Source organism: Flavobacterium sp. (assembly GCF_027533505.1).
In the GTDB taxonomy this organism is placed as follows: Bacteria; Bacteroidota; Bacteroidia; order Flavobacteriales; family Flavobacteriaceae; genus Flavobacterium.
On sequence record NZ_JAPZUB010000041.1, the window covers coordinates 76,432 to 95,793 of the forward strand.

Annotated in this window: 18 protein-coding genes and 4 tRNA genes; 21 read left to right on the forward strand and 1 reads right to left on the reverse strand. The window is 40.8% G+C overall.

All coding sequences use genetic code 11. From position 1 onward, the window contains the following. Positions 1 to 8: 8 nt before the first annotated feature. Together O9316_RS09575 and O9316_RS09580 are read left to right on the forward strand one after the other, a co-directional pair. Complete coding sequence (locus tag O9316_RS09575; protein WP_298203916.1) at positions 9 to 1,946, forward strand: putative porin; 1,938 nt, start codon at positions 9 to 11, stop codon at positions 1,944 to 1,946. Between the two features lie 139 nt (positions 1,947 to 2,085). Then, positions 2,086 to 3,447: a pyridoxal-phosphate dependent enzyme gene (locus O9316_RS09580; RefSeq protein ID WP_298203917.1), complete on the forward strand. Its 1,362-nt coding sequence runs from the start codon at positions 2,086 to 2,088 to the stop codon at positions 3,445 to 3,447. Between the two features lie 33 nt (positions 3,448 to 3,480). On the opposite strand, the gene O9316_RS09585 is transcribed toward O9316_RS09580, so the two are convergent. Next, positions 3,481 to 5,133, reverse strand: a complete 1,653-nt coding sequence (locus O9316_RS09585) for a GLPGLI family protein (RefSeq protein ID WP_298203918.1) — start codon at positions 5,131 to 5,133, stop codon at positions 3,481 to 3,483. Positions 5,134 to 5,225: 92 nt separating this feature from the next. On the opposite strand from O9316_RS09585, the gene O9316_RS09590 reads away from it, so the two are divergent. From O9316_RS09590 to rpoB, 19 genes are all read left to right on the forward strand, one after another. Continuing rightward, positions 5,226 to 6,497 (forward strand): DUF2851 family protein, encoded by a 1,272-nt coding sequence (locus O9316_RS09590; RefSeq protein ID WP_298203919.1) that lies wholly within the window; start codon positions 5,226 to 5,228, stop codon positions 6,495 to 6,497. Positions 6,498 to 6,522: 25 nt separating this feature from the next. Next, complete coding sequence (locus O9316_RS09595; protein WP_298203920.1) at positions 6,523 to 6,744, forward strand: PspC domain-containing protein; 222 nt, start codon at positions 6,523 to 6,525, stop codon at positions 6,742 to 6,744. 7 nt (positions 6,745 to 6,751) lie between these two features. Next, the gene (locus tag O9316_RS09600; RefSeq protein WP_298203921.1) at positions 6,752 to 7,621 is read left to right on the forward strand and encodes a helix-hairpin-helix domain-containing protein; all 870 of its coding nucleotides are present in this window, start codon (positions 6,752 to 6,754) and stop codon (positions 7,619 to 7,621) included. Positions 7,622 to 7,645: 24 nt separating this feature from the next. Further along, positions 7,646 to 8,815, forward strand: coding sequence for an acyl-CoA dehydrogenase family protein (locus O9316_RS09605; protein WP_298203922.1), 1,170 nt, complete (start codon positions 7,646 to 7,648; stop codon positions 8,813 to 8,815). A 213-nt stretch (positions 8,816 to 9,028) separates the two neighbouring features. Next, on the forward strand, positions 9,029 to 9,223 hold the full coding sequence (rpsU, locus tag O9316_RS09610; protein WP_073364309.1) for a 30S ribosomal protein S21: 195 nt from the start codon (positions 9,029 to 9,031) through the stop codon (positions 9,221 to 9,223). 69 nt (positions 9,224 to 9,292) lie between these two features. Beyond that, positions 9,293 to 10,186 (forward strand): tyrosine-type recombinase/integrase, encoded by an 894-nt coding sequence (locus tag O9316_RS09615; protein WP_298203923.1) that lies wholly within the window; start codon positions 9,293 to 9,295, stop codon positions 10,184 to 10,186. A gap of 28 nt (positions 10,187 to 10,214) precedes the next feature. Further along, on the forward strand, positions 10,215 to 10,517 hold the full coding sequence (raiA, locus tag O9316_RS09620) for a ribosome-associated translation inhibitor RaiA (RefSeq protein WP_073364255.1): 303 nt from the start codon (positions 10,215 to 10,217) through the stop codon (positions 10,515 to 10,517). A 91-nt stretch (positions 10,518 to 10,608) separates the two neighbouring features. Further along, positions 10,609 to 10,682, forward strand: a tRNA-Thr gene (locus tag O9316_RS09625). 47 nt (positions 10,683 to 10,729) lie between these two features. After that, positions 10,730 to 10,812 (forward strand) — tRNA-Tyr (locus tag O9316_RS09630). Positions 10,813 to 10,889: 77 nt separating this feature from the next. Continuing rightward, positions 10,890 to 10,961: transfer RNA gene (locus O9316_RS09635), tRNA-Thr, on the forward strand. A gap of 55 nt (positions 10,962 to 11,016) precedes the next feature. Then, a complete protein-coding gene (gene tuf / locus O9316_RS09640) occupies positions 11,017 to 12,204 on the forward strand; it encodes an elongation factor Tu (protein WP_073364257.1) in 1,188 nt (395 codons plus the stop codon). A 65-nt stretch (positions 12,205 to 12,269) separates the two neighbouring features. After that, a tRNA-Trp gene (locus O9316_RS09645) sits at positions 12,270 to 12,340 on the forward strand. An 18-nt stretch (positions 12,341 to 12,358) separates the two neighbouring features. After that, the gene (gene secE, locus O9316_RS09650; protein ID WP_073364260.1) at positions 12,359 to 12,553 is read left to right on the forward strand and encodes a preprotein translocase subunit SecE; all 195 of its coding nucleotides are present in this window, start codon (positions 12,359 to 12,361) and stop codon (positions 12,551 to 12,553) included. Positions 12,554 to 12,567: 14 nt separating this feature from the next. Beyond that, positions 12,568 to 13,119, forward strand: a complete 552-nt coding sequence (gene nusG / locus O9316_RS09655; RefSeq protein WP_073364262.1) for a transcription termination/antitermination protein NusG — start codon at positions 12,568 to 12,570, stop codon at positions 13,117 to 13,119. Positions 13,120 to 13,183: 64 nt separating this feature from the next. Further along, positions 13,184 to 13,627 (forward strand): 50S ribosomal protein L11, encoded by a 444-nt coding sequence (rplK, locus tag O9316_RS09660; protein ID WP_073364265.1) that lies wholly within the window; start codon positions 13,184 to 13,186, stop codon positions 13,625 to 13,627. A gap of 6 nt (positions 13,628 to 13,633) precedes the next feature. Beyond that, on the forward strand, positions 13,634 to 14,323 hold the full coding sequence (gene rplA / locus O9316_RS09665) for a 50S ribosomal protein L1 (RefSeq protein WP_073364267.1): 690 nt from the start codon (positions 13,634 to 13,636) through the stop codon (positions 14,321 to 14,323). 23 nt (positions 14,324 to 14,346) lie between these two features. Further along, on the forward strand, positions 14,347 to 14,847 hold the full coding sequence (gene rplJ, locus O9316_RS09670; protein ID WP_073364270.1) for a 50S ribosomal protein L10: 501 nt from the start codon (positions 14,347 to 14,349) through the stop codon (positions 14,845 to 14,847). A gap of 55 nt (positions 14,848 to 14,902) precedes the next feature. Next, positions 14,903 to 15,274: a 50S ribosomal protein L7/L12 gene (gene rplL, locus O9316_RS09675; protein WP_287781354.1), complete on the forward strand. Its 372-nt coding sequence runs from the start codon at positions 14,903 to 14,905 to the stop codon at positions 15,272 to 15,274. 268 nt (positions 15,275 to 15,542) lie between these two features. Then, entirely contained in the window at positions 15,543 to 19,355 is a 3,813-nt protein-coding gene (rpoB, locus tag O9316_RS09680) for a DNA-directed RNA polymerase subunit beta (protein ID WP_298203924.1), read from the forward strand. The last annotated feature ends 7 nt before the right edge of the window (positions 19,356 to 19,362 follow it).

Consider the following 19,362-nt stretch of genomic DNA (forward strand, 5'->3'; position numbering starts at 1 on the left):
CCTTAATTATGCGATTGTTTTTTTTGGTTGCTTTTATGTGCATGACTTATGGTGCTTTTTCCCAACAAATAGAGGATAAGCCTCCCAAGAGTATGATTAAAACCGCCGAAGATAAAGCCAAAGAAGCCGCACGAAAAGCCCCTATTGCGTGGTACAAAATTTACACGGTTGAAAAAGATACGGTAATCGCCGATACCTCTTTGACGCTGCAACGGTATTATCAATACAACTACTTGCGAAAGGATCGTTTTGGACATTTGCAGTACCCTAATGAAGGTCAGGTGTTTAATTTGTTGGATTATACTCAGGTTAAATCCTCTGTTTTTCCCGCTATGGGCTATCAAGCCAAGCATTATGCTTTTTTAGAAGCCGAAGATATTCGGTATTACCACGTACCTACCCCTTATTCCGATATTTATTTTAAAACGGTGATGGAACAAGGTCAAAATGTTGACGCCTTGGTGGCCTTGAATACCTCTAAAAATTTCAACATTTCAATTGCCTTCAAAGGGTTACGGTCATTAGGGCGCTACACCAATCAACTGGCCAGTACGGGTAATTTTAGGCTGACCTCCTCCTACAGAACGCCCTCAGGGCGCTATGCGATTAATTTTCACTATACAGGGCAGGATTTTTTGAATGGAGAAAATGGTGGCTTGGCCAATCCAACCGAATTTGAAAGCGGCGAAGCTATCTTTAACAATCGAGCCCGATTGCAAGTCATGCTTACCGATGCCCAATCGGTTTTAAAGAGTAAACGCTTCTTCTTTGATCACGCTTTTCGAGTCAATCCCAAGGATAGTCAAAACAACCTCGCTGTGTTTCATCAATTCAATTATGAGCATAAGTTTTTTGAATTTAATCAACGAACATTAGCCACTACCGTTGAATCGGAAACATTTAACCGTTTTGGGGATGCGGTTGTCAATGCCAATATCAATGATCATACGAATTACGATAAATTCTATAATCGCGCTGGGGTCGCTTATGAAAATAAAACCTTGGGAACGGTTCGCTTTTACATCGAACATTTCTTCAACCGTTTTGGTTTTCAATCGGAACGTACCGTAAATACTCTTGTTATTCCACGCAAGCGGGATGTAAATGTCGCTACCCTTGGAGGAGTTTACGAATACCGTAAAGGAAATTGGCGTGGAGCCGCTACTTTAGCCAATGCGCTCGGAACGGAAACGGTACGCTATGCCGAAGTGAAAGCAAGGTACACGTTTAACGAGCGTACGCATGTCAACTTTCAATACACGAATCAAAGTAAATTGCCCAACAACAACTTCTTATTGCATCAAAGTAGTTACGTTGCATATAATTGGGCGAATAATTTTAGAAACGAAAAGTACAATGCATTCCAATTCGAAGCGCAAACACCTTGGCTCAATGCATCAATGCAATGGTCAAATAGCACCGATAAATTATATTTTACCGATGTTCAAAATGTGACCAATCAACAATTAATTACTCCACAACAATTTTCGGGGAGTATCAATTATCTTGCGGTAAAAGTAGCGCGCGAGTTTCGTTATAAACGTTTCGGACTCGAGGCCACCGTTTTGTATCAAAATGTAACGCAAAGCCAAGCCATCCTTAACCTTCCTGAACTTACGGCACGAGGAAGTCTCTATTACCAAGACCATTGGTTCAAAAAAGCCATGTTTATCCAAACCGGGGCCACCGTCAATTATTTTACTTCCTATTTTGCCGACGATTACAATCCCGTGCTTGGAGAGTTTTTTGTGCAAACGCAAAAGCAAGTAGGGGATTTTCCCGTAGTTGATGTTTTTTTCAATGCTCGCGTACGACAAACGCGTATTTTCTTGATTGCCGAACATGTTAACGGTCTTCTCCGTAATAATAACTTTTATGCGTCGCCCAGCATGCCCTATCGCGATTTTATTATCCGATTTGGGTTGGTTTGGAACTTTTTCCAGTAACCAAACTTCCAACCCATTGTAAACACGCGTCGTTTTTTTGTTTTCAACCAAAAAGAAATAGGAAAAAAAATCATACCGGCAATTCAATACCGTATTTAGGGTAAAAAAAGTATCTTTGTGCCCTAAATTTTCCATAATAATGAATTATTCTGAAAATATATTGGGAACCATCGGAAATACCCCTTTGGTTAAATTGAATAAGGTAGTGGAAGGAATTGATGCCTTGGTTTTGGCCAAAGTAGAAACTTTCAATCCTGGTAATTCCGTGAAAGACCGAATGGCACTCAAAATGGTTGAGGATGCAGAAGCTGATGGCCGATTGAAACCAGGCGGCACCATTATTGAAGGAACTTCAGGTAACACAGGTATGGGCCTTGCTTTGGCAGCTATCGTTAAGGGGTACAAGCTCATTTGTGTCATCACGGACAAACAATCAAAAGAAAAAATGGATATACTTCGGGCTGTTGGTGCCAAAGTAGTCGTTTGTCCCACCGATGTCGAACCCGATGATCCTCGTTCGTATTACTCTGTTTCCCGTCGTTTAGCAGAAGAAACACCCAATGCATGGTATGTGAATCAATACGATAATCCGAGCAATGCCCAAGCGCATTACGAGCAAACCGGTCCCGAAATTTGGGCCCAAACCGAAGGAAAAGTGACCCATTTTGTGGTTGGTGTTGGAACCGGGGGAACCATCTCTGGGGTAGCTAAATATTTGAAAGAACAAAATCCTAATGTCAAAGTTTGGGGCATTGATACGTATGGGTCAGTGTTTAAAAAATACCACGAAACTGGAATTTTTGATGAAAACGAAATTTATCCCTACATCACAGAAGGAATTGGAGAAGATATTTTACCCAAGAACGTTGATTTTAGTTTGATTGACGGTTTTACCAAAGTAACCGATAAAGATGCTGCCGTGTACACCCGAAAAATTGCTTTGGAAGAAGGAATCTTTGTGGGGAATTCAGCCGGTTCTTGTATCAAAGGATTACACCAATTGAAAGAGCATTTCAAACCTGAGGATGTTGTGGTCGTATTATTCCATGATTCTGGCAGTCGGTATGTCGGTAAAATGTTTAATGACGATTGGATGCGGGAGCGCGGTTTCTTGGAAGAAGAAGTAACCAAAGCCGAAGATGTAATTAAAGACCATTTAGACAAACCCTTGGTTACTGTTCGCACTGAAGAATTGGTATCTCACGCCATTGATCGCATGCGGAAATACAAAATTTCACAAATTCCTGTTGTAGATATTCACGGATTTGTAGGGTCGGTGGATGAAACCGATTTGTTCCGAAGCTATGTTGCCGATAAAGAGGTGGCACAAAAACCGGTTCGTGAAGTGATGGGGCAGCCTTATCCAATCGTAAAAGCAACGACTCCTATTGAAGAGGTGTCCAAATTGTTTACCAAAGATAACCAAGCTGTTTTGGTCGTTCTTGGGAATCAAAAATACCATATTATCACCAAATACGATATTATAGGTTCGATCAAATAAAAACAAAGGGCTGTCCAAATCGACAGCCCTTTTTTAATAACCTAATAGCACGCCCGAAACATTCCAAGCACTAAAACTGCTTCCTTCTGGGGCGCCTTGCGGGATTTTAACTTGAAGCGTATGAGTACCCGCTTTCAAATCGCCCAAATCGATATAATAGGGATAGGTAACCATACCGGGACACCAATTGGATCGACTGTAGTCGGAAGAAGATAATCCATTGGGGAAGTTCCCTGAAGCAGGATTAAACAAACGGTATGACCCACAATCTTCTCGCCAAGGTACGATGCTAATAACTTCTTTGCCGTCCAATAGAATAGTGTTTTTCTTGGGAACAAATTCGTCTCCGTTTTCCCAACCGCCATGTCCTGTGGTGAGGTAACGTAAACGCGCCCCGCGAAGGTCCTGTGTCAGCGTAAAGGTAACTTCAAGTCCTTTTTCATGGTTAAACATCGTCCCGTATTCTTGTCCGGCCATCTCCATCACATTCACTGTATTGAAAAGCGGCACGACCAAAGGAGACGCTGCACTACTTTGCGCTTCAGGATGAAGGGTAATATTCATCGAAATGCGATGTCCGCCTTTGTCGTAATTTCCGATAAAAGCACCAAGGTAAACTTCTTTACCCGAAAATGACGATGTGAGTTCACTTATATCTTGGCGATAGGGCACTTGCGTTTGCCAAGTCTTGTCTTTGAGGCTAATATGATTGAAATGTGAAATCCCAAAAGGAGTAAAGAATCGCATTAACTCCAACAAAGGAATGTAGGAATTTGTAGCAACAACACCCTGGTATTTCTTACCGTTGCCATTTTCGTAAAGGGGTAATGAGTTGGCTCCTTGAGTCAGACCGTTCCAGAAGGTATTGGCCTTGTCTGTTGGAATTAAAAAGACTGAACCTGTGCGATCATAAGCATCGCCGTTGGATTGTTCGATTAAATCAATAAAAACTTTACTGCCCGGGGGAATTATGGGGAACTTTATTTTTCGTACAGCAATCGTACCATTGGCAAATCGAAAGATACTATCATTCGATTGAGCTTGGTCGGAGAAGTGTATTGTTTCTTTCTCAAAAATGGGCAGGGTAATAAAACGGCTTTTCCAAACAAGATCCCGATAGGAAAGTAGATCGACTCCATTTTTAGTATCGGGAAGCACAATAGCATTTTTTTGTTTTTCCTTTTCAATAGATATCGCCGTAGTCACAAAATTGCCGTTGCGTACAATTTCAAGAACCATTCCTAAGTTTTGACCCAATACTGTTGGTGCGCCTTTAACACCCAACGCATCGGTGTACCAAAGTTCTAATGTATTGGAGTTGATGCTGGTTACGGCCTTTTTACATTCATAGCCAAGGATGGTTTTGGTTTCGGATGTTAATTCGAATTGTTGTTTTTCAAGACTAATACTGTCAAGACTAACGATAAAACGTTGCGCATTCAATTGTGCTTTTTGAACCAGCGTATTTCGTTTGCGGTCAACAAAAGTTTCTTCTCTGGGGTAGCTGGCTTTTTGTTGTAACATTTGCGCCGAACTGATTAAGGTCATATGCGGTGCTGCCAAAACGATTACAGGATCTTGATTGGGGATAATGGTTCCGTTGGATGATTTTTGGTAGGTAATACGAAACGTTTGAGCGGAAATACATTGCACGGCAAGAAGTCCGATAAGCATCCATTTTTTCATAAATTTTATTTTTACAAAGATAAAAATTAGTCCCTGTATTGAATTTTTTTTATCTTCGTATCATCTCCACCAAACCGAATTGTATATGCCTTATGAAAGAAGATTTTCTTCACTATGTGTGGCGTTTTACCTGTTTTGACGTCACCCGATTACAAACCACTGTCGGCGAACCTATTGTTCTCCTTCGATGTGGTGATTACCTTCAATTGGAAGGGCCAGATTTTTTTAATGCGCATCTCCAAATTGGAACCCAAAAGTGGGTCGGAAATGTAGAAATTCACCTCCGCTCATCCGATTGGTATGCCCATCATCACGAACGCGATTCTCGCTATGATAATGTCATATTGCATGTGGTGTGGGAACATGATTGTCCTGTATTTCGCAAGGACAATAGTGAACTTCCGGTTTTGGAATTAAAAGGAATTGTTGCTCCTGATTTAATCCGTAATTACGAAAAATTAATGGCCCGAAAAGAAGGGTTGTATTGTGCTCATTCTTTACCCCAACTTCCACAGCAACTGATTGCTTTTTGGCTTGAAAAGTTATACATCGAGCGGCTTGAACATAAAGCAGCAATTATTCTTGATTTACTGGCGGTGTATCAAAACGATTGGGAGGCGGTTTTATTTATAGTTTTAGCCAAAAACTTCGGACTTAATTCCAACGGGGATGCCTTTGCTGCCTTGGCACAATCGATTTCTTTTTCCATTTTCCGAAAGGAAATTTTGGAGGTGCATTTGGTGGAGGCCCTTTTGTTGGGACAGGCAGGGTTGATTCCCGAACATCCTTTAGACACCTATACTGTGGAATTGCAGTCTTGGTATGATTATTTAAAAGTAAAATACCATCTCCAACCTCCCGAAATTACAGTTCGTTTTTTCAAATTACGACCTGATAATTTTCCTACCATTCGATTGGCCCAATTGGCTATGCTATACCACCAACGCAAGCAGCTTTTTCAATCCGTTTGGGAAGCGCAATCGATTCCTGATTTTTATACGCTATTTGGGGTTTCCACGAGTCCGTATTGGGAAACCCATTATCAATTGGATAAATCTTCGCGAAAACGCAGTAAGCGGGTGTCGGAGGCGTTTATACAACTTTTGATAATCAATGCGCTTGTGCCCATTCGTTTTGCTTATGCCCAATTTTTGGGGCGCCCCGATGCTGAAGCGCAAATGGGTTTGCTCCACTTGATTCCTCCTGAGCAGAATGGTATTGTTCAAAAATTTAAGCTTTGGGGAATTTCAGCACAAGATGCCCTACAATCGCAAGCCATTTTGCAATTGAAGCAGCAGTATTGTGATCGGAAGCAATGCTTGAATTGCGCCATTGGCGTGGAGTTGTTAAAAAGAAAGTTGTAACTTTAAACCCTGAAAATTGAGGGATATGATTACTGAATTACGTCATTTTTTTGAACGACACGGATTTTACGTTTGCTCGCGGTTGGCCGATAAGTTGGGAATGCGCGCCTCTAATGTTCGTTTGTTTTTCATTTATATATCGTTTGTCACTGCAGGCCTGGGATTTGGGTTGTACCTGACCATGGCTTTTGTCATTCGGTTAAAAGACTTGATTCGGGGCAAACGATCCTCTGTTTTCGATCTTTGAATTAGACATGAAATTATTTTTTATACGCCCATACCTACATTTTACGAAAAGTCAACGCCTCGGATTATTTACACTTATCAGTCTTATCGTAGTTTTGCAAGCCATCCTTTGGTATCAACCGCTATGGTATGTTCCTGAACCCCTTCCTAAAGAGGCTCGCGTTTGGCTGCAAGATACTGCAAGTGAACGTTTGGTTCATACCTATAAACCTTACCCGATTAAGCCTTTCAATCCCAATTTTATCACCGAATACAAAGCCTTTCGGTGGGGCATGAGTGTTGCATCGTACCAGCGTTTACAAGCCTTTCGGGCTCAAGGAAAATTTGTCAACTCGACTCGAGAGTTTCAAGAAGTCACTCAAGTTCCCGATACTATTCTTAAAAAAATGGCGCCTTATTTTAAGTTTCCAGCTTGGGTTAATTCTTTTAAAAAGTCAAAGACACAGCGTTTTATGTTGGCGGAAGCGGTCCAAAAAAAGATCGTAAAAAAAGACATAAATGCGGCCACGGCTGAAGATTTGATTCTTGTACGTGGCATTGGACCTGTTTTGTCAGAACGAATTTTAAAGTATCGAGTAGCTTTGGGTGCTTTTGTAGCCATGTCGCAATTGCAAGAAGTGTATGGTTTAAAGGAAGAAGTCTATGAAACTTTACTTGAGCATTTTGCGGTAGTTCAGCCTCCTGTTTTGGAGAAAATTAAAATTAACGATGCGACAATCAAGGAGTTAGGTGCATTTCCGTATTTTAGGTATCCTGTTTCGCGTAATATTGTAGCTTACCGCAGTATGAATGGTCCCATTCGTTTTGAGGATTTAACAAATGTAAAGGGGATAAGTGTGGAAAAAATAAAAATTATTGCCTTATATTTGGAATTCTAAAAAAAAGACAAAAAAAAGACCTCTATGAGTTCAATTTACTTTACCGAAGAACACGAATTGTTTCGTGCGAGTTTTAAGGATTTTTTGCACAAAGAAGTAGTGCCACATATTGAGAAATGGGAAAAGACGGGAACCATTGAACGGTTTATTTGGAAAAAGTTCGGCGAAATGGGATTTTTCGGCTTGTCTTATCCTGAGGCGTATGGAGGGATGAATTTGGATTTGTTCTACACGGTCGTTTTTTTGGAAGAATTGCAAAAAATACATTCTTCGGGATTTGCGGCAGCGATGTGGGCGCATGCGTATTTGGCGATGACCCATTTGAATGCCGAGGGAAGTGAGCGCATTAAACAAGACTATTTGGCCCCAAGTATAGCGGGTGAAAAAATTGGAGCGTTATGTATTACAGAGCCCTTTGGAGGAAGTGATGTAGCGGGCATGAAAACTACAGCCGTTAAACAAGGGGATAAGTATATTATAAACGGCTCCAAAACCTTCATTACGAATGGAGTGTATGCCGATTATTATGTGGTAGCGGCCAAAACGAGTCCCGAGAAAGGCAACAAAGGAATCAGTATTTTCTTAATGGATACAACTACTCCCGGTGTTTCGGCAACCAAATTGGATAAATTGGGATGGCGTGCTTCAGACACGGCTGAGATTGCTTTTGATAATGTTGAAATCCCCGCTGAGAATTTGATGGGTGAGGAAGGCAAAGGTTTTCCTTACATCATGCAGCATTTTGCGTTGGAGCGTTTGATTATGGCAATAAATGCCCATGCGCGAGCGGAATATGCTTTGGATTATACCATTGATTATATGTCCAAACGGGAAGCTTTTGGCACCACGATAAATAAATTTCAAGCCTTACGTCATACCTTGGTTAATCATGCTACCGATGTGGAACATTGTAAGATTTTCAATTATGCGGCTACGGCGCGGTTGAATCAAGGGGAGTATGTGGTCAAAGAAGCGACGATGGCCAAATTGAAGTCGACGAAGGTAGCCGATGAAACCATTTACAGTTGTTTACAAATGTTGGGTGGTTATGGCTATATGGAAGAATATCCGTTGGCTCGTTTGTTGCGGGACAGCCGTTTGGGTCCGATTGGTGGGGGAACATCCGAGATATTACGCGAGATTTTATCAAAGATGATTATCGATCAAAAAGACTATCAACCGGCGGTAAAATAATTTGGATAGGTGCAGGGAATGCGTGAGGGGTGGAAGTGGAAAGCCCGGCTGCGGAGCAACGGACTTGCAGCGGACGACCCGACCCCGACGCGGACTGGATAGGAGTTGTGCCATTATTTCGGGGGCACGCCCAAAATAATTTGAAATTTATAATTTATAATTCAAAATAATGATTATTTTTGCGCCCACTAAATGAAGGGAGGTGTCCTGCTTATGTTAATTATACCTATTAAAGACGGAGAAAACATTGATAGAGCTTTAAAGCGCTACAAGAGAAAATTTGATAAAACTGGAACGGTTCGTCAGTTACGCGCGCGTCAAGCGTTTACGAAGCCTTCTGTAGTGCGTCGTGCACAAATCCAGAAAGCACAGTATATCCAAGGTTTGCGTGATGCGATGGAAGGATAGTACTTCGTTTCTCATCAAAATACAACTGCTGTAAGGAAGTTTTCATAACTTTGTTACAGCAGTTTTTTTATGACTTATTTGCAAGCATTTCAGGAGTATTTGGCGTTGGAGAAAAAGTATTCTCCGCATACGGTTTTGGCGTACCACAATGATTTGCTTTTTTTTCAGCAGTTTTTAAAATCGGTTTATGAGCTTGAGGCCATGGAGGCGGCGCATTATCCGATGATTCGGAGTTGGATAGTTTCGATGGTCGATGACGGGATGAGTACGACTTCGGTAAACCGTAAAGTCTCTTCTTTAAAAGCGTTTTATAAATTTTTATTGAAGTTGGGGGTGTTGCAAAGTAGTCCTTTGGCGCAACATAAGGCGCTTAAAACGCCCAAGAAAGTGCAAGTTCCTTTTTCGGAAGTGGAGTTGGATAACGTATTGAATACACTTGAATTTCCGAAAGGGTTTGAGGGGGTTCGAGATAAGTTAATTATTGATTTGTTTTATACTACAGGAATTCGTCGGGCGGAGTTGATCGGGTTGCGCATGCATCAAGTGGATCTTGAAGGCGGAATGTTGAAGGTGTTGGGCAAGCGTAATAAAGAACGGATGGTACCCTTGTTGCCTGTGGTGGTGCAACAAATGGAGGTGTATTTAAAGGAACGCGCTGGAATAGAAAACCTTATTGATACAGACTACTTTTTTTTGATGTTAAAAGGCGTTAAATTAAGCGAATCGTTTGTGTATCGGTTGATAAATTCGTACTTTAGTAATGTTTCCGAGAAGGTAAAAAAGAGTCCGCATGTGCTTCGGCATACCTTTGCGACGCATTTGCTGAATCAGGGAGCAGACATAAATTCAGTAAAAGAGCTGTTGGGGCATTCCAGTTTGGCGTCGACACAAGTGTATACGCACAGCAGTTTGGCGGAGTTGCAGCACGTTCATCGAGCGGCTCATCCACGGAATCGAAAATAGCGCAACGTTTAATTTAAAATTTTGAAGTATGAAGGTAAATGTTAATGCTGTAAATTTTTCAGTAGATCGAAAGTTGGTTGATTTCATTCAGGTTCGTTTGGATAAATTGGAAAAGTATTTTGATAAAATAGTAAGTTCGGATGTTTTTTTGAAGGTTGACAATACGAGTGAAAAGGAGAATAAGATCGTGGAGGTTAAAATTCACGTTCCCGGCGATGATTTTTTGGTCAAAAAACAATGCAAAACATTTGAGGAAGCGGTCGAGTTGGCTGCTGAATCTTTAGAGCGTTTGTTGGTAAAACGCAAGGAGAAAATACGTTCCCATATTTGATTAAATTTTTTTCAAAAAAATATTTTGATAGAAAAATAAATTGCCTACATTTGCAGTCCGTTAGAAATAGCGGACTTTTTTATTGCATATTGCCGGTGTAGCTCAGCTGGCTAGAGCAGCTGATTTGTAATCAGCAGGTCGTGGGTTCGAGTCCCTCCATCGGCTCTTTGAAATAGTGAATGTATTGTTTTGGTAGTACCGAAACATGGCTAGGGGAGATACTCAAGCGGCCAACGAGGGCAGACTGTAAATCTGCTGGTTTTCACCTTCGCAGGTTCGAATCCTGCTCTCCCCACAATTGAAAGTTTACTAGTTTCAAGTTTCAAGTGGTTTTAAACCTGAAACTTCAAACCTGAAACAGAAAACTTTACCGCCGGTGTAGCTCAGGGGTAGAGTGCTTCCTTGGTAAGGAAGAGGTCACGGGTTCAAATCCCGTCATTGGCTCAAAATTGAATATTTGAACACTAATAAATATAACTAAGTTTAAAAATTAATTAAAATGGCAAAAGAAAATTTTAGTCGTACCAAGCCACACCTTAATATTGGTACGATTGGTCACGTTGACCACGGTAAAACTACATTGACTGCTGCAATCACTAAAGTATTAGCAGATGCTGGTTACTGTCAAGCAAAATCTTTCGACCAGATTGACAATGCTCCAGAGGAAAAAGAAAGAGGTATTACAATCAACACTTCTCACGTAGAATATGAAACTGCTAACCGTCACTACGCTCACGTTGACTGTCCAGGTCACGCGGATTACGTAAAGAACATGGTTACTGGTGCTGCTCAGATGGACGGTGCAATTTTGGTTGTAGCTGCTACTGATGGACCAATGCCACAAACACGTGAGCACATCCTTTTAGGACGTCAGGTAGGTATTCCAAGAATCGTTGTGTTCATGAACAAAGTGGACATGGTTGATGATGCGGAATTATTAGAGTTGGTTGAAATGGAAATCCGTGACTTATTGTCTTTCTATGAGTATGATGGAGACAATGGTCCAGTAGTTCAAGGTTCTGCTTTAGGTGGATTGAACGGAGATCCAAACTGGGTTCCAAAAATTCTTGAATTGATGGAAGCTGTTGACTCTTGGATTGAAGAACCAGTTCGTGACAATGCGAAGCCATTCTTGATGCCTGTGGAGGACGTATTCACGATTACAGGTCGTGGAACTGTAGCTACAGGACGTATTGAAACAGGTGTTGCTAACACAGGTGATCCAGTTGAAATCATCGGTATGGGTGCTGACAAATTGACTTCTACCATTACAGGGGTTGAGATGTTCCGTAAAATCCTTGACCGCGGTGAAGCGGGTGACAACGTAGGTTTGTTGTTACGTGGTATTGACAAAGCAGATATCCGTCGCGGTATGGTTATTTGTAAGCCAGGTTCCGTGAAGCCACATGCTAAATTCAAAGCTGAGGTGTATATCTTGAAAAAAGAAGAAGGTGGACGTCACACTCCATTCCACAATAACTACCGTCCACAGTTCTATGTACGTACAACTGACGTAACAGGTACTATTTCTTTACCTGCTGGTGTAGAGATGGTAATGCCTGGGGATAACTTGACAATCACTGTTGATTTGTTGAGCCCAATCGCTCTTAACGTAGGTTTACGTTTCGCTATCCGTGAGGGTGGTCGTACAGTAGGAGCAGGTCAGGTTACTGAAATCTTAGACTAATTCTAACGAATTAAAGGATATAGCCAGCAGAGTGTCTACGGATTACTCTGCTGGTTTTTAATGAAACGGGTGTAGTTCAAGGGTAGAATAGCGGTCTCCAAAACCGTTGATGGGGGTTCGAATCCCTCCACCCGTGCAAATAAGAAATAATACGATGAAAGTATTTCAATATTTTTCGGAGTCTTTTGAGGAGTTGAAAACCAATGTAACTTGGCCAGAATGGGCAGAAGTACAAAAGTTCACCGTTATCGTGGCGTTGTTCTCTGTAATTTTTGCTTTGGCTACTTGGGGCGTGGACGAATTGTGTTCTCGTGCCATTACTGGTTTTTTCAATTTAATTAAAGGATAATACACGTTAGTAAAATGGCTGATACGAGTGTGAAAAAATGGTATGTAGTACGTGCAGTAAGCGGACAGGAAAATAAAGTTAAAAACTATATTGAGACTGAGATTAACCGTTTAGGCATGGCGGATTATATTTCCCAGGTTTTGGTACCTACCGAAAAGGTAGTTCAAATCCGTGATGGGAAAAAAATATCTAAAGACCGTGTTTATTTTCCAGGATACGTGATGATCGAAGCCAATTTAACGGGTGAAATTCCACATATCATCAAATCGATTACAGGTGTAATTGGTTTTTTGGGGGAAGTTAAAGGTGGTGATCCTGTGCCCCTTCGTCAATCTGAGGTCAATCGAATGCTTGGTAAAGTTGATGAATTGGCGATTAATGTGGATACCCAATCTATTCCTTACAAAACAGGAGAGACGGTAAAAGTGGTCGATGGTCCTTTCAATGGTTTTAACGGAACGATTGAGAAGATCAATGAAGAAAAGCGTAAACTTGAAGTGATGGTGAAAATTTTCGGTAGAAAGACACCGTTAGAATTGAGTTTTATGCAAGTTGAAAAAGTATAATCACAATTAATTATAATCCTACATCTACGCTTCCAACTGTTAGATGTGCTAAATTTTGTAAAAAATGGCAAAAGAAATTAGTAAAGTAGTTAAACTACAAGTTAAGGGAGGTGCTGCGAATCCTTCGCCACCGGTTGGACCTGCTTTGGGAGCTGCTGGGGTTAACATCATGGAGTTTTGTAAGCAATTTAATGCGCGAACTCAAGATCAACCCGGCAAAGTATTACCTGTACAAATTACAGTGTACAAAGACAAATCGTTTGATTTTGTCGTCAAAACTCCTCCAGCTGCGGTGCAATTAATGGATGCTGCTAAAATTAAATCGGGTTCAGGGCAACCGAACCGTAAGAAAGTAGCTAATGTCTCTTGGGATCAAATCAAAACGATCGCCGAAGACAAAATGCCTGATTTGAATTCGTTTACGATTGAATCAGCAATGAGTATGATTGCCGGTACTGCTCGTTCAATGGGTATTACCGTAACCGGGGATTCTCCGCTAAAAAAATAATGAGTTATGGCAAAATTGACGAAAAAACAAAAAGAAGCTGCCTCTAAAATCGAGAAGAATAAATTGTATTCTTTGAAAGATGCGTCTGCTTTATTGAAGCAGGTTTCTTATGCAAAATTTGATGAGTCGGTAGATATTGCTGTTCGTTTGGGCGTTGATCCTCGAAAAGCAAATCAAATGGTTCGTGGTGTAGTTACCTTACCACACGGAACCGGTAAAGATGTACGTGTATTAGCTTTGGTTACTCCAGATAAAGAAGCAGAGGCAAAAGCAGCAGGTGCTGATTACGTGGGTTTAGATGAATTTCTTCAAAAAATTAAAGACGGTTGGACCGATGTGGATGTGATCATTACCATGCCAGCAGTGATGGGTAAATTAGGTCCATTGGGTCGTATTTTAGGTCCTCGTGGTTTGATGCCTAACCCTAAAACAGGTACAGTAACTATGGAAGTAGGGAAAGCTGTACAAGAAGTGAAGGCAGGTAAAATCGACTTTAAAGTAGATAAAACAGGTATCGTACACGCTGGTATCGGAAAAGTATCTTTCGATGCAGACAAGATTGTCGATAACGCTCACGAAATTATTCAAACATTAATCAAATTAAAACCAACTGCAGCTAAAGGTACTTATATCAAGTCTATCCACTTGTCTAGTACAATGAGTCCTGCTATTGCTTTAGATCCTAAAGCAGTTTAATTGGGTAGTTAAAAAGTTTTATTATGACTAGAGAAGAAAAATCAATCGCGATAAAAGACTTAACTGCAAAATTAGCAGAGGCGAACATCCTTTACATTGCAGATACGTCAGGTTTAGATGCTGAAACAACATCTAACTTACGCAGAGCTTGTTTTAAAGCAGGAATCAAATTAGAAGTGGTAAAAAACACCTTGTTGGAGAAAGCAATGGAAGCTTCTGAAAACGAGTACGGTGAATTACCAACCATCCTAAAAGGGAACTCTTCAATTTTGATTGCTTCTGTGGCGAATCAACCTGCGAAAATCATCAAAGATTTCCGTAAAAAGTCGGATAAGCCTCTTTTAAAAGGTGCTTACATCAACCAAGAAATCTACATCGGTGATAACCAGTTGGATTCATTAGCAGCGTTAAAATCGAAAGAAGAAGTTATTGGAGAAATCATCGGATTACTTCAATCTCCTGCAAAACGCGTACTTTCTGCTTTGTTAAACAATGCAGAGCAAAAAGGCGAAGCAGCAGAATAATTGAACGCACTTAATAAATAAAATAAATTTAAAAACATTTTAAACGATAGAAAAAATGGCAGATTTGAAACAATTCGCAGAACAATTAGTTAACTTGACCGTTAAAGAAGTTAACGATTTAGCTACAATCTTAAAAGAGGAGTACGGTATCGAGCCTGCTGCTGCTGCAGTAGTCGTTGCTGCTGGTGGAGGTGCTGCTGATGCTGCTGAAGAGCAAACAGAATTCACCGTAGTATTGAAAGATGCTGGTGCTTCTAAATTAGCTGTAGTTAAAGCAGTTAAAGAATTAACTGGATTGGGTCTTAAAGAAGCGAAAGATATCGTAGACGGAGCTCCATCTAACATCAAAGAAGCGGTTTCTAAAGCAGAAGCTGAAGGCTTGAAAAAAGCTTTAGAAGAAGCTGGAGCTGTAGTTGAATTGAAATAATTCTTTTACGGTTTAAGAACTAGGTTTAGGTCCTGAGTAAGCGCTCAGCGGCCTAAACCCTTTTTCGTATAATAAATTTATCTTTTTTTGAGTGTGCATATTCACATTCAAATTCTATACAAACTATAGCCATTACGAAGAAAGAAATAAACGGTTTTCTTGGTTTATTTTAAAAGATGTAACGGTTATTTTACTCAAGAAAAGTTACAAAATCAACGTGTTTTACACAAAAAAGTACTTTTTTTAAAAATCAAAATTTTGTCCATTGATGATAACTAATCAGACTGAAAGATTGAATTTTGCCTCGACGAAGAACATTCCACAGTATCCCGATTTCTTGGATGTTCAAATTAAGTCGTTCAAAGATTTCTTCCAATTAGAAACGAAATCTGACGAAAGAGGTAACGAAGGGCTCTACAACACCTTCATGGAAAACTTTCCAATCACTGATACCAGAAATCAATTTGTGTTGGAATTCCTCGATTATTTCGTGGATCCACCGCGTTACACCATCCAAGAGTGTATTGAAAGAGGTCTAACCTATAGCGTGCCTCTGAAAGCCCGTTTAAAACTCTACTGTACCGATCCAGAACACGAAGATTTCGAAACCATCGTACAGGATGTGTATTTAGGAACTATTCCCTACATGACCCCTAGTGGTACTTTTGTAATTAACGGCGCTGAGCGTGTAGTTGTATCGCAATTACACCGTTCACCTGGAGTGTTCTTTGGACAATCGTTCCATGCTAACGGAACAAAATTATATTCTGCTCGTGTAATTCCTTTCAAAGGGTCATGGATTGAGTTTGCTACCGATATCAATAACGTGATGTACGCCTACATCGATCGTAAGAAAAAGTTACCGGTAACTACTTTATTCCGTGCCATTGGATTTGAACGCGATAAAGATATTTTGGAAATCTTCGACCTTGCTGAAGAAATCAAAGTTTCCAAAACCGGATTGAAAAAATACGCAGGTCGTAAATTAGCCGCTCGTGTTTTGAACACTTGGCATGAAGACTTCGTAGATGAAGATACCGGTGAAGTAGTGTCTATTGAACGTAACGAAATTATCTTGGATCGTGATACGATTTTGGATAAAGACAATATTGAAGAAATTATCGATGCCAATGTAAAATCGATTTTACTTCATAAAGAGGATAACAATCAAGCGGATTACGCGATTATCCACAATACGTTACAAAAAGACCCCACCAACTCTGAAAAAGAAGCCGTGGAGCATATCTACCGTCAGTTGCGAAATGCTGAACCACCTGATGAAGAAACGGCTCGTGGTATTATCGATAAATTGTTCTTCTCGGATCAACGCTACAACTTAGGTGAAGTTGGTCGTTACCGTATGAACAAAAAATTAAACTTAGATATCCCAATGGAAAAGCAAGTGCTTACCAAAGAGGATATCATCACCATCGTGAAATATTTGATCGAATTAATCAACTCCAAAGCGGAGATTGATGATATCGACCACTTGTCCAACCGTCGTGTGCGTACCGTTGGGGAACAACTTTCACAACAATTTGGTGTTGGTCTAGCACGTATGGCCAGAACAATTCGTGAGCGTATGAATGTGCGTGATAACGAGGTGTTTACGCCCATCGACTTGATTAATGCTAAAACCTTATCTTCAGTCATTAACTCATTCTTTGGAACGAATCAGTTATCTCAGTTTATGGATCAAACCAATCCATTGGCAGAGATTACGCACAAACGTCGTTTATCGGCCTTAGGTCCTGGTGGTCTTTCGAGAGAGCGTGCTGGTTTCGAGGTTCGTGACGTTCACTATACGCACTACGGCCGTTTATGTCCGATCGAAACCCCGGAGGGACCAAACATCGGTTTGATTTCTTCGTTAGGTGTTTTTGCCAAAGTGAATGGTATGGGATTCATTGAGACTCCTTATCGCAAAGTAGAAAACGGGAAAGTTGATTTAGTTTCTGAGCCAATTTATTTGAGTGCCGAAGAGGAAGAAGGTAAATTGATTGCACAAGCCAATATCGATATGAACGATAATGGTACTATTACTGCTGAAAAAGTTATTGCTCGTGAAGAGGGTGACTTCCCTGTAGTAGAACCAACCGCTGTTCATTATACCGATGTTGCGCCGAACCAAATTGCCTCGATTTCGGCTTCGTTGATTCCGTTTTTGGAGCACGATGACGCGAACCGTGCGTTGATGGGATCCAATATGATGCGTCAGGCCGTACCACTTTTACGTCCTGAATCCCCCATTGTCGGTACCGGTCTAGAGCGTCAAGTTGCCTCAGATTCTCGTGTATTGATCAATGCTGAAGGCAATGGTGTGGTAGAGTATGTGGATGCCGACAAAATCACGATCAAATACGACCGTACAGAAGAAGAGCGTATGGTAAGTTTTGATACCGATGAGAAAACGTATCAGTTAATTAAATTTAGAAAAACGAACCAAAGTACCTGTATCAACTTGAAGCCGATTGTTCGTAAAGGCGATCGCGTTGTAAAAGGGCAAGTACTTTGTGAAGGATATGCAACACAAGCTGGAGAATTAGCCATCGGACGTAACTTGAAAGTGGCGTTTATGCCATGGAAGGGATACAACTTCGAGGATGCGATTGTAATTTCTGAAAAAGTAGTTCGTGACGATATCTTTACCTCTATCCATATTGATGATTATTCGTTGGAAGTTCGTGATACCAAATTAGGTAACGAAGAATTAACCAATGATATTCCTAACGTTTCGGAAGAAGCAACGAAAGATTTGGACGAAAACGGTATGATTCGTATCGGTGCTGAAGTGAAGCCTGGTGATATTTTGATTGGTAAGATTACGCCTAAAGGAGAATCCGATCCAACACCAGAAGAAAAATTACTTCGCGCGATTTTTGGGGATAAAGCCGGTGATGTAAAAGATGCTTCATTAAAAGCTTCCCCATCATTAAGTGGTGTTGTTTTAGATAAAAAATTATTCGCTCGTGCGGTAAAAGATAAACGTAAACGTACGAAAGATAAAGATGATTTGACGGCACTAGAAATGGAATTTGAAGTGCGTTTCGTGGAATTGAAAGATAAATTGGTTGAAAAATTATTCGCTATCGTAGATGGTAAAACATCTCAAGGGGTAATGAATGATTTAGGCGAAGAAGTATTGCCAAAAGGTAAAAAATACACCAAGAAAATGCTTCAAGCTGTGGAAGATTTTGCCCACTTAACCAAAGGTCAATGGGTTGCGGATGAAGACACCAACCGTTTGGTTAATGACTTAATCCACAATTACAAAATCAAATTAAACGACCTTCAAGGAGCGTTACGTCGTGAGAAATTTACCATTACAGTAGGTGACGAGTTACCAGCGGGTATCTTGAAATTGGCTAAGGTGTATATCGCGAAAAAACGTAAATTGAAAGTGGGAGATAAAATGGCAGGTCGCCACGGGAACAAAGGTATCGTAGCGCGTATTGTTCGCCAAGAAGATATGCCATTCTTAGAAGATGGAACACCAGTGGATATCGTATTGAACCCACTAGGGGTACCTTCGCGTATGAACATCGGCCAGATTTATGAAACCGTATTGGGTTGGGCTGGATTAAAATTAGGGAAGAAATTTGCAACCCCAATTTTTGACGGTGCAACGTTAGACCAAATTAATGCATTAACAGATGAAGCAGGCATCCCACGTTTCGGTCATACCTATTTGTATGATGGAGGTACAGGAGAACGTTTCCACCAACCGGCGACGGTAGGGGTAATCTACATGCTAAAATTAGGTCACATGGTGGATGACAAAATGCACGCACGTTCAATCGGTCCATACTCCTTGATTACGCAACAACCGTTAGGAGGTAAAGCTCAATTCGGAGGTCAGCGTTTTGGAGAGATGGAGGTTTGGGCACTTGAAGCCTACGGTGCATCAAGTACCTTACGTGAAATCTTGACGGTTAAATCGGATGACGTTATTGGTAGAGCTAAAACTTACGAAGCTATCGTTAAAGGTGAAGCGATGCCAGAACCAGGATTACCGGAATCATTCAATGTATTAATGCATGAATTGAAAGGTCTTGGATTAGATATCCGATTAGAAGAATAATATCAGT

Coding starts and splice junctions, on each gene's coding strand:
- rpoB (WP_298203924.1), top strand. CDS start 15,543: ATGATAACTAATCAGACTGAAAGATTGAATTTTGCCTCGACGAAGAAC.
- O9316_RS09580 (WP_298203917.1), top strand. CDS start 2,086: ATGAATTATTCTGAAAATATATTGGGAACCATCGGAAATACCCCTTTG.
- O9316_RS09600 (WP_298203921.1), top strand. CDS start 6,752: ATGAAATTATTTTTTATACGCCCATACCTACATTTTACGAAAAGTCAA.
- O9316_RS09605 (WP_298203922.1), top strand. CDS start 7,646: ATGAGTTCAATTTACTTTACCGAAGAACACGAATTGTTTCGTGCGAGT.
- O9316_RS09575 (WP_298203916.1), top strand. CDS start 9: ATGCGATTGTTTTTTTTGGTTGCTTTTATGTGCATGACTTATGGTGCT.
- O9316_RS09585 (WP_298203918.1), bottom strand. CDS start 5,133: ATGAAAAAATGGATGCTTATCGGACTTCTTGCCGTGCAATGTATTTCC.
- nusG (WP_073364262.1), top strand. CDS start 12,568: ATGGCTGATACGAGTGTGAAAAAATGGTATGTAGTACGTGCAGTAAGC.
- rpsU (WP_073364309.1), top strand. CDS start 9,029: ATGTTAATTATACCTATTAAAGACGGAGAAAACATTGATAGAGCTTTA.
- rplA (WP_073364267.1), top strand. CDS start 13,634: ATGGCAAAATTGACGAAAAAACAAAAAGAAGCTGCCTCTAAAATCGAG.
- rplJ (WP_073364270.1), top strand. CDS start 14,347: ATGACTAGAGAAGAAAAATCAATCGCGATAAAAGACTTAACTGCAAAA.
- O9316_RS09615 (WP_298203923.1), top strand. CDS start 9,293: ATGACTTATTTGCAAGCATTTCAGGAGTATTTGGCGTTGGAGAAAAAG.
- raiA (WP_073364255.1), top strand. CDS start 10,215: ATGAAGGTAAATGTTAATGCTGTAAATTTTTCAGTAGATCGAAAGTTG.
- O9316_RS09590 (WP_298203919.1), top strand. CDS start 5,226: ATGAAAGAAGATTTTCTTCACTATGTGTGGCGTTTTACCTGTTTTGAC.
- O9316_RS09595 (WP_298203920.1), top strand. CDS start 6,523: ATGATTACTGAATTACGTCATTTTTTTGAACGACACGGATTTTACGTT.
- secE (WP_073364260.1), top strand. CDS start 12,359: ATGAAAGTATTTCAATATTTTTCGGAGTCTTTTGAGGAGTTGAAAACC.
- rplL (WP_287781354.1), top strand. CDS start 14,903: ATGGCAGATTTGAAACAATTCGCAGAACAATTAGTTAACTTGACCGTT.
- rplK (WP_073364265.1), top strand. CDS start 13,184: ATGGCAAAAGAAATTAGTAAAGTAGTTAAACTACAAGTTAAGGGAGGT.
- tuf (WP_073364257.1), top strand. CDS start 11,017: ATGGCAAAAGAAAATTTTAGTCGTACCAAGCCACACCTTAATATTGGT.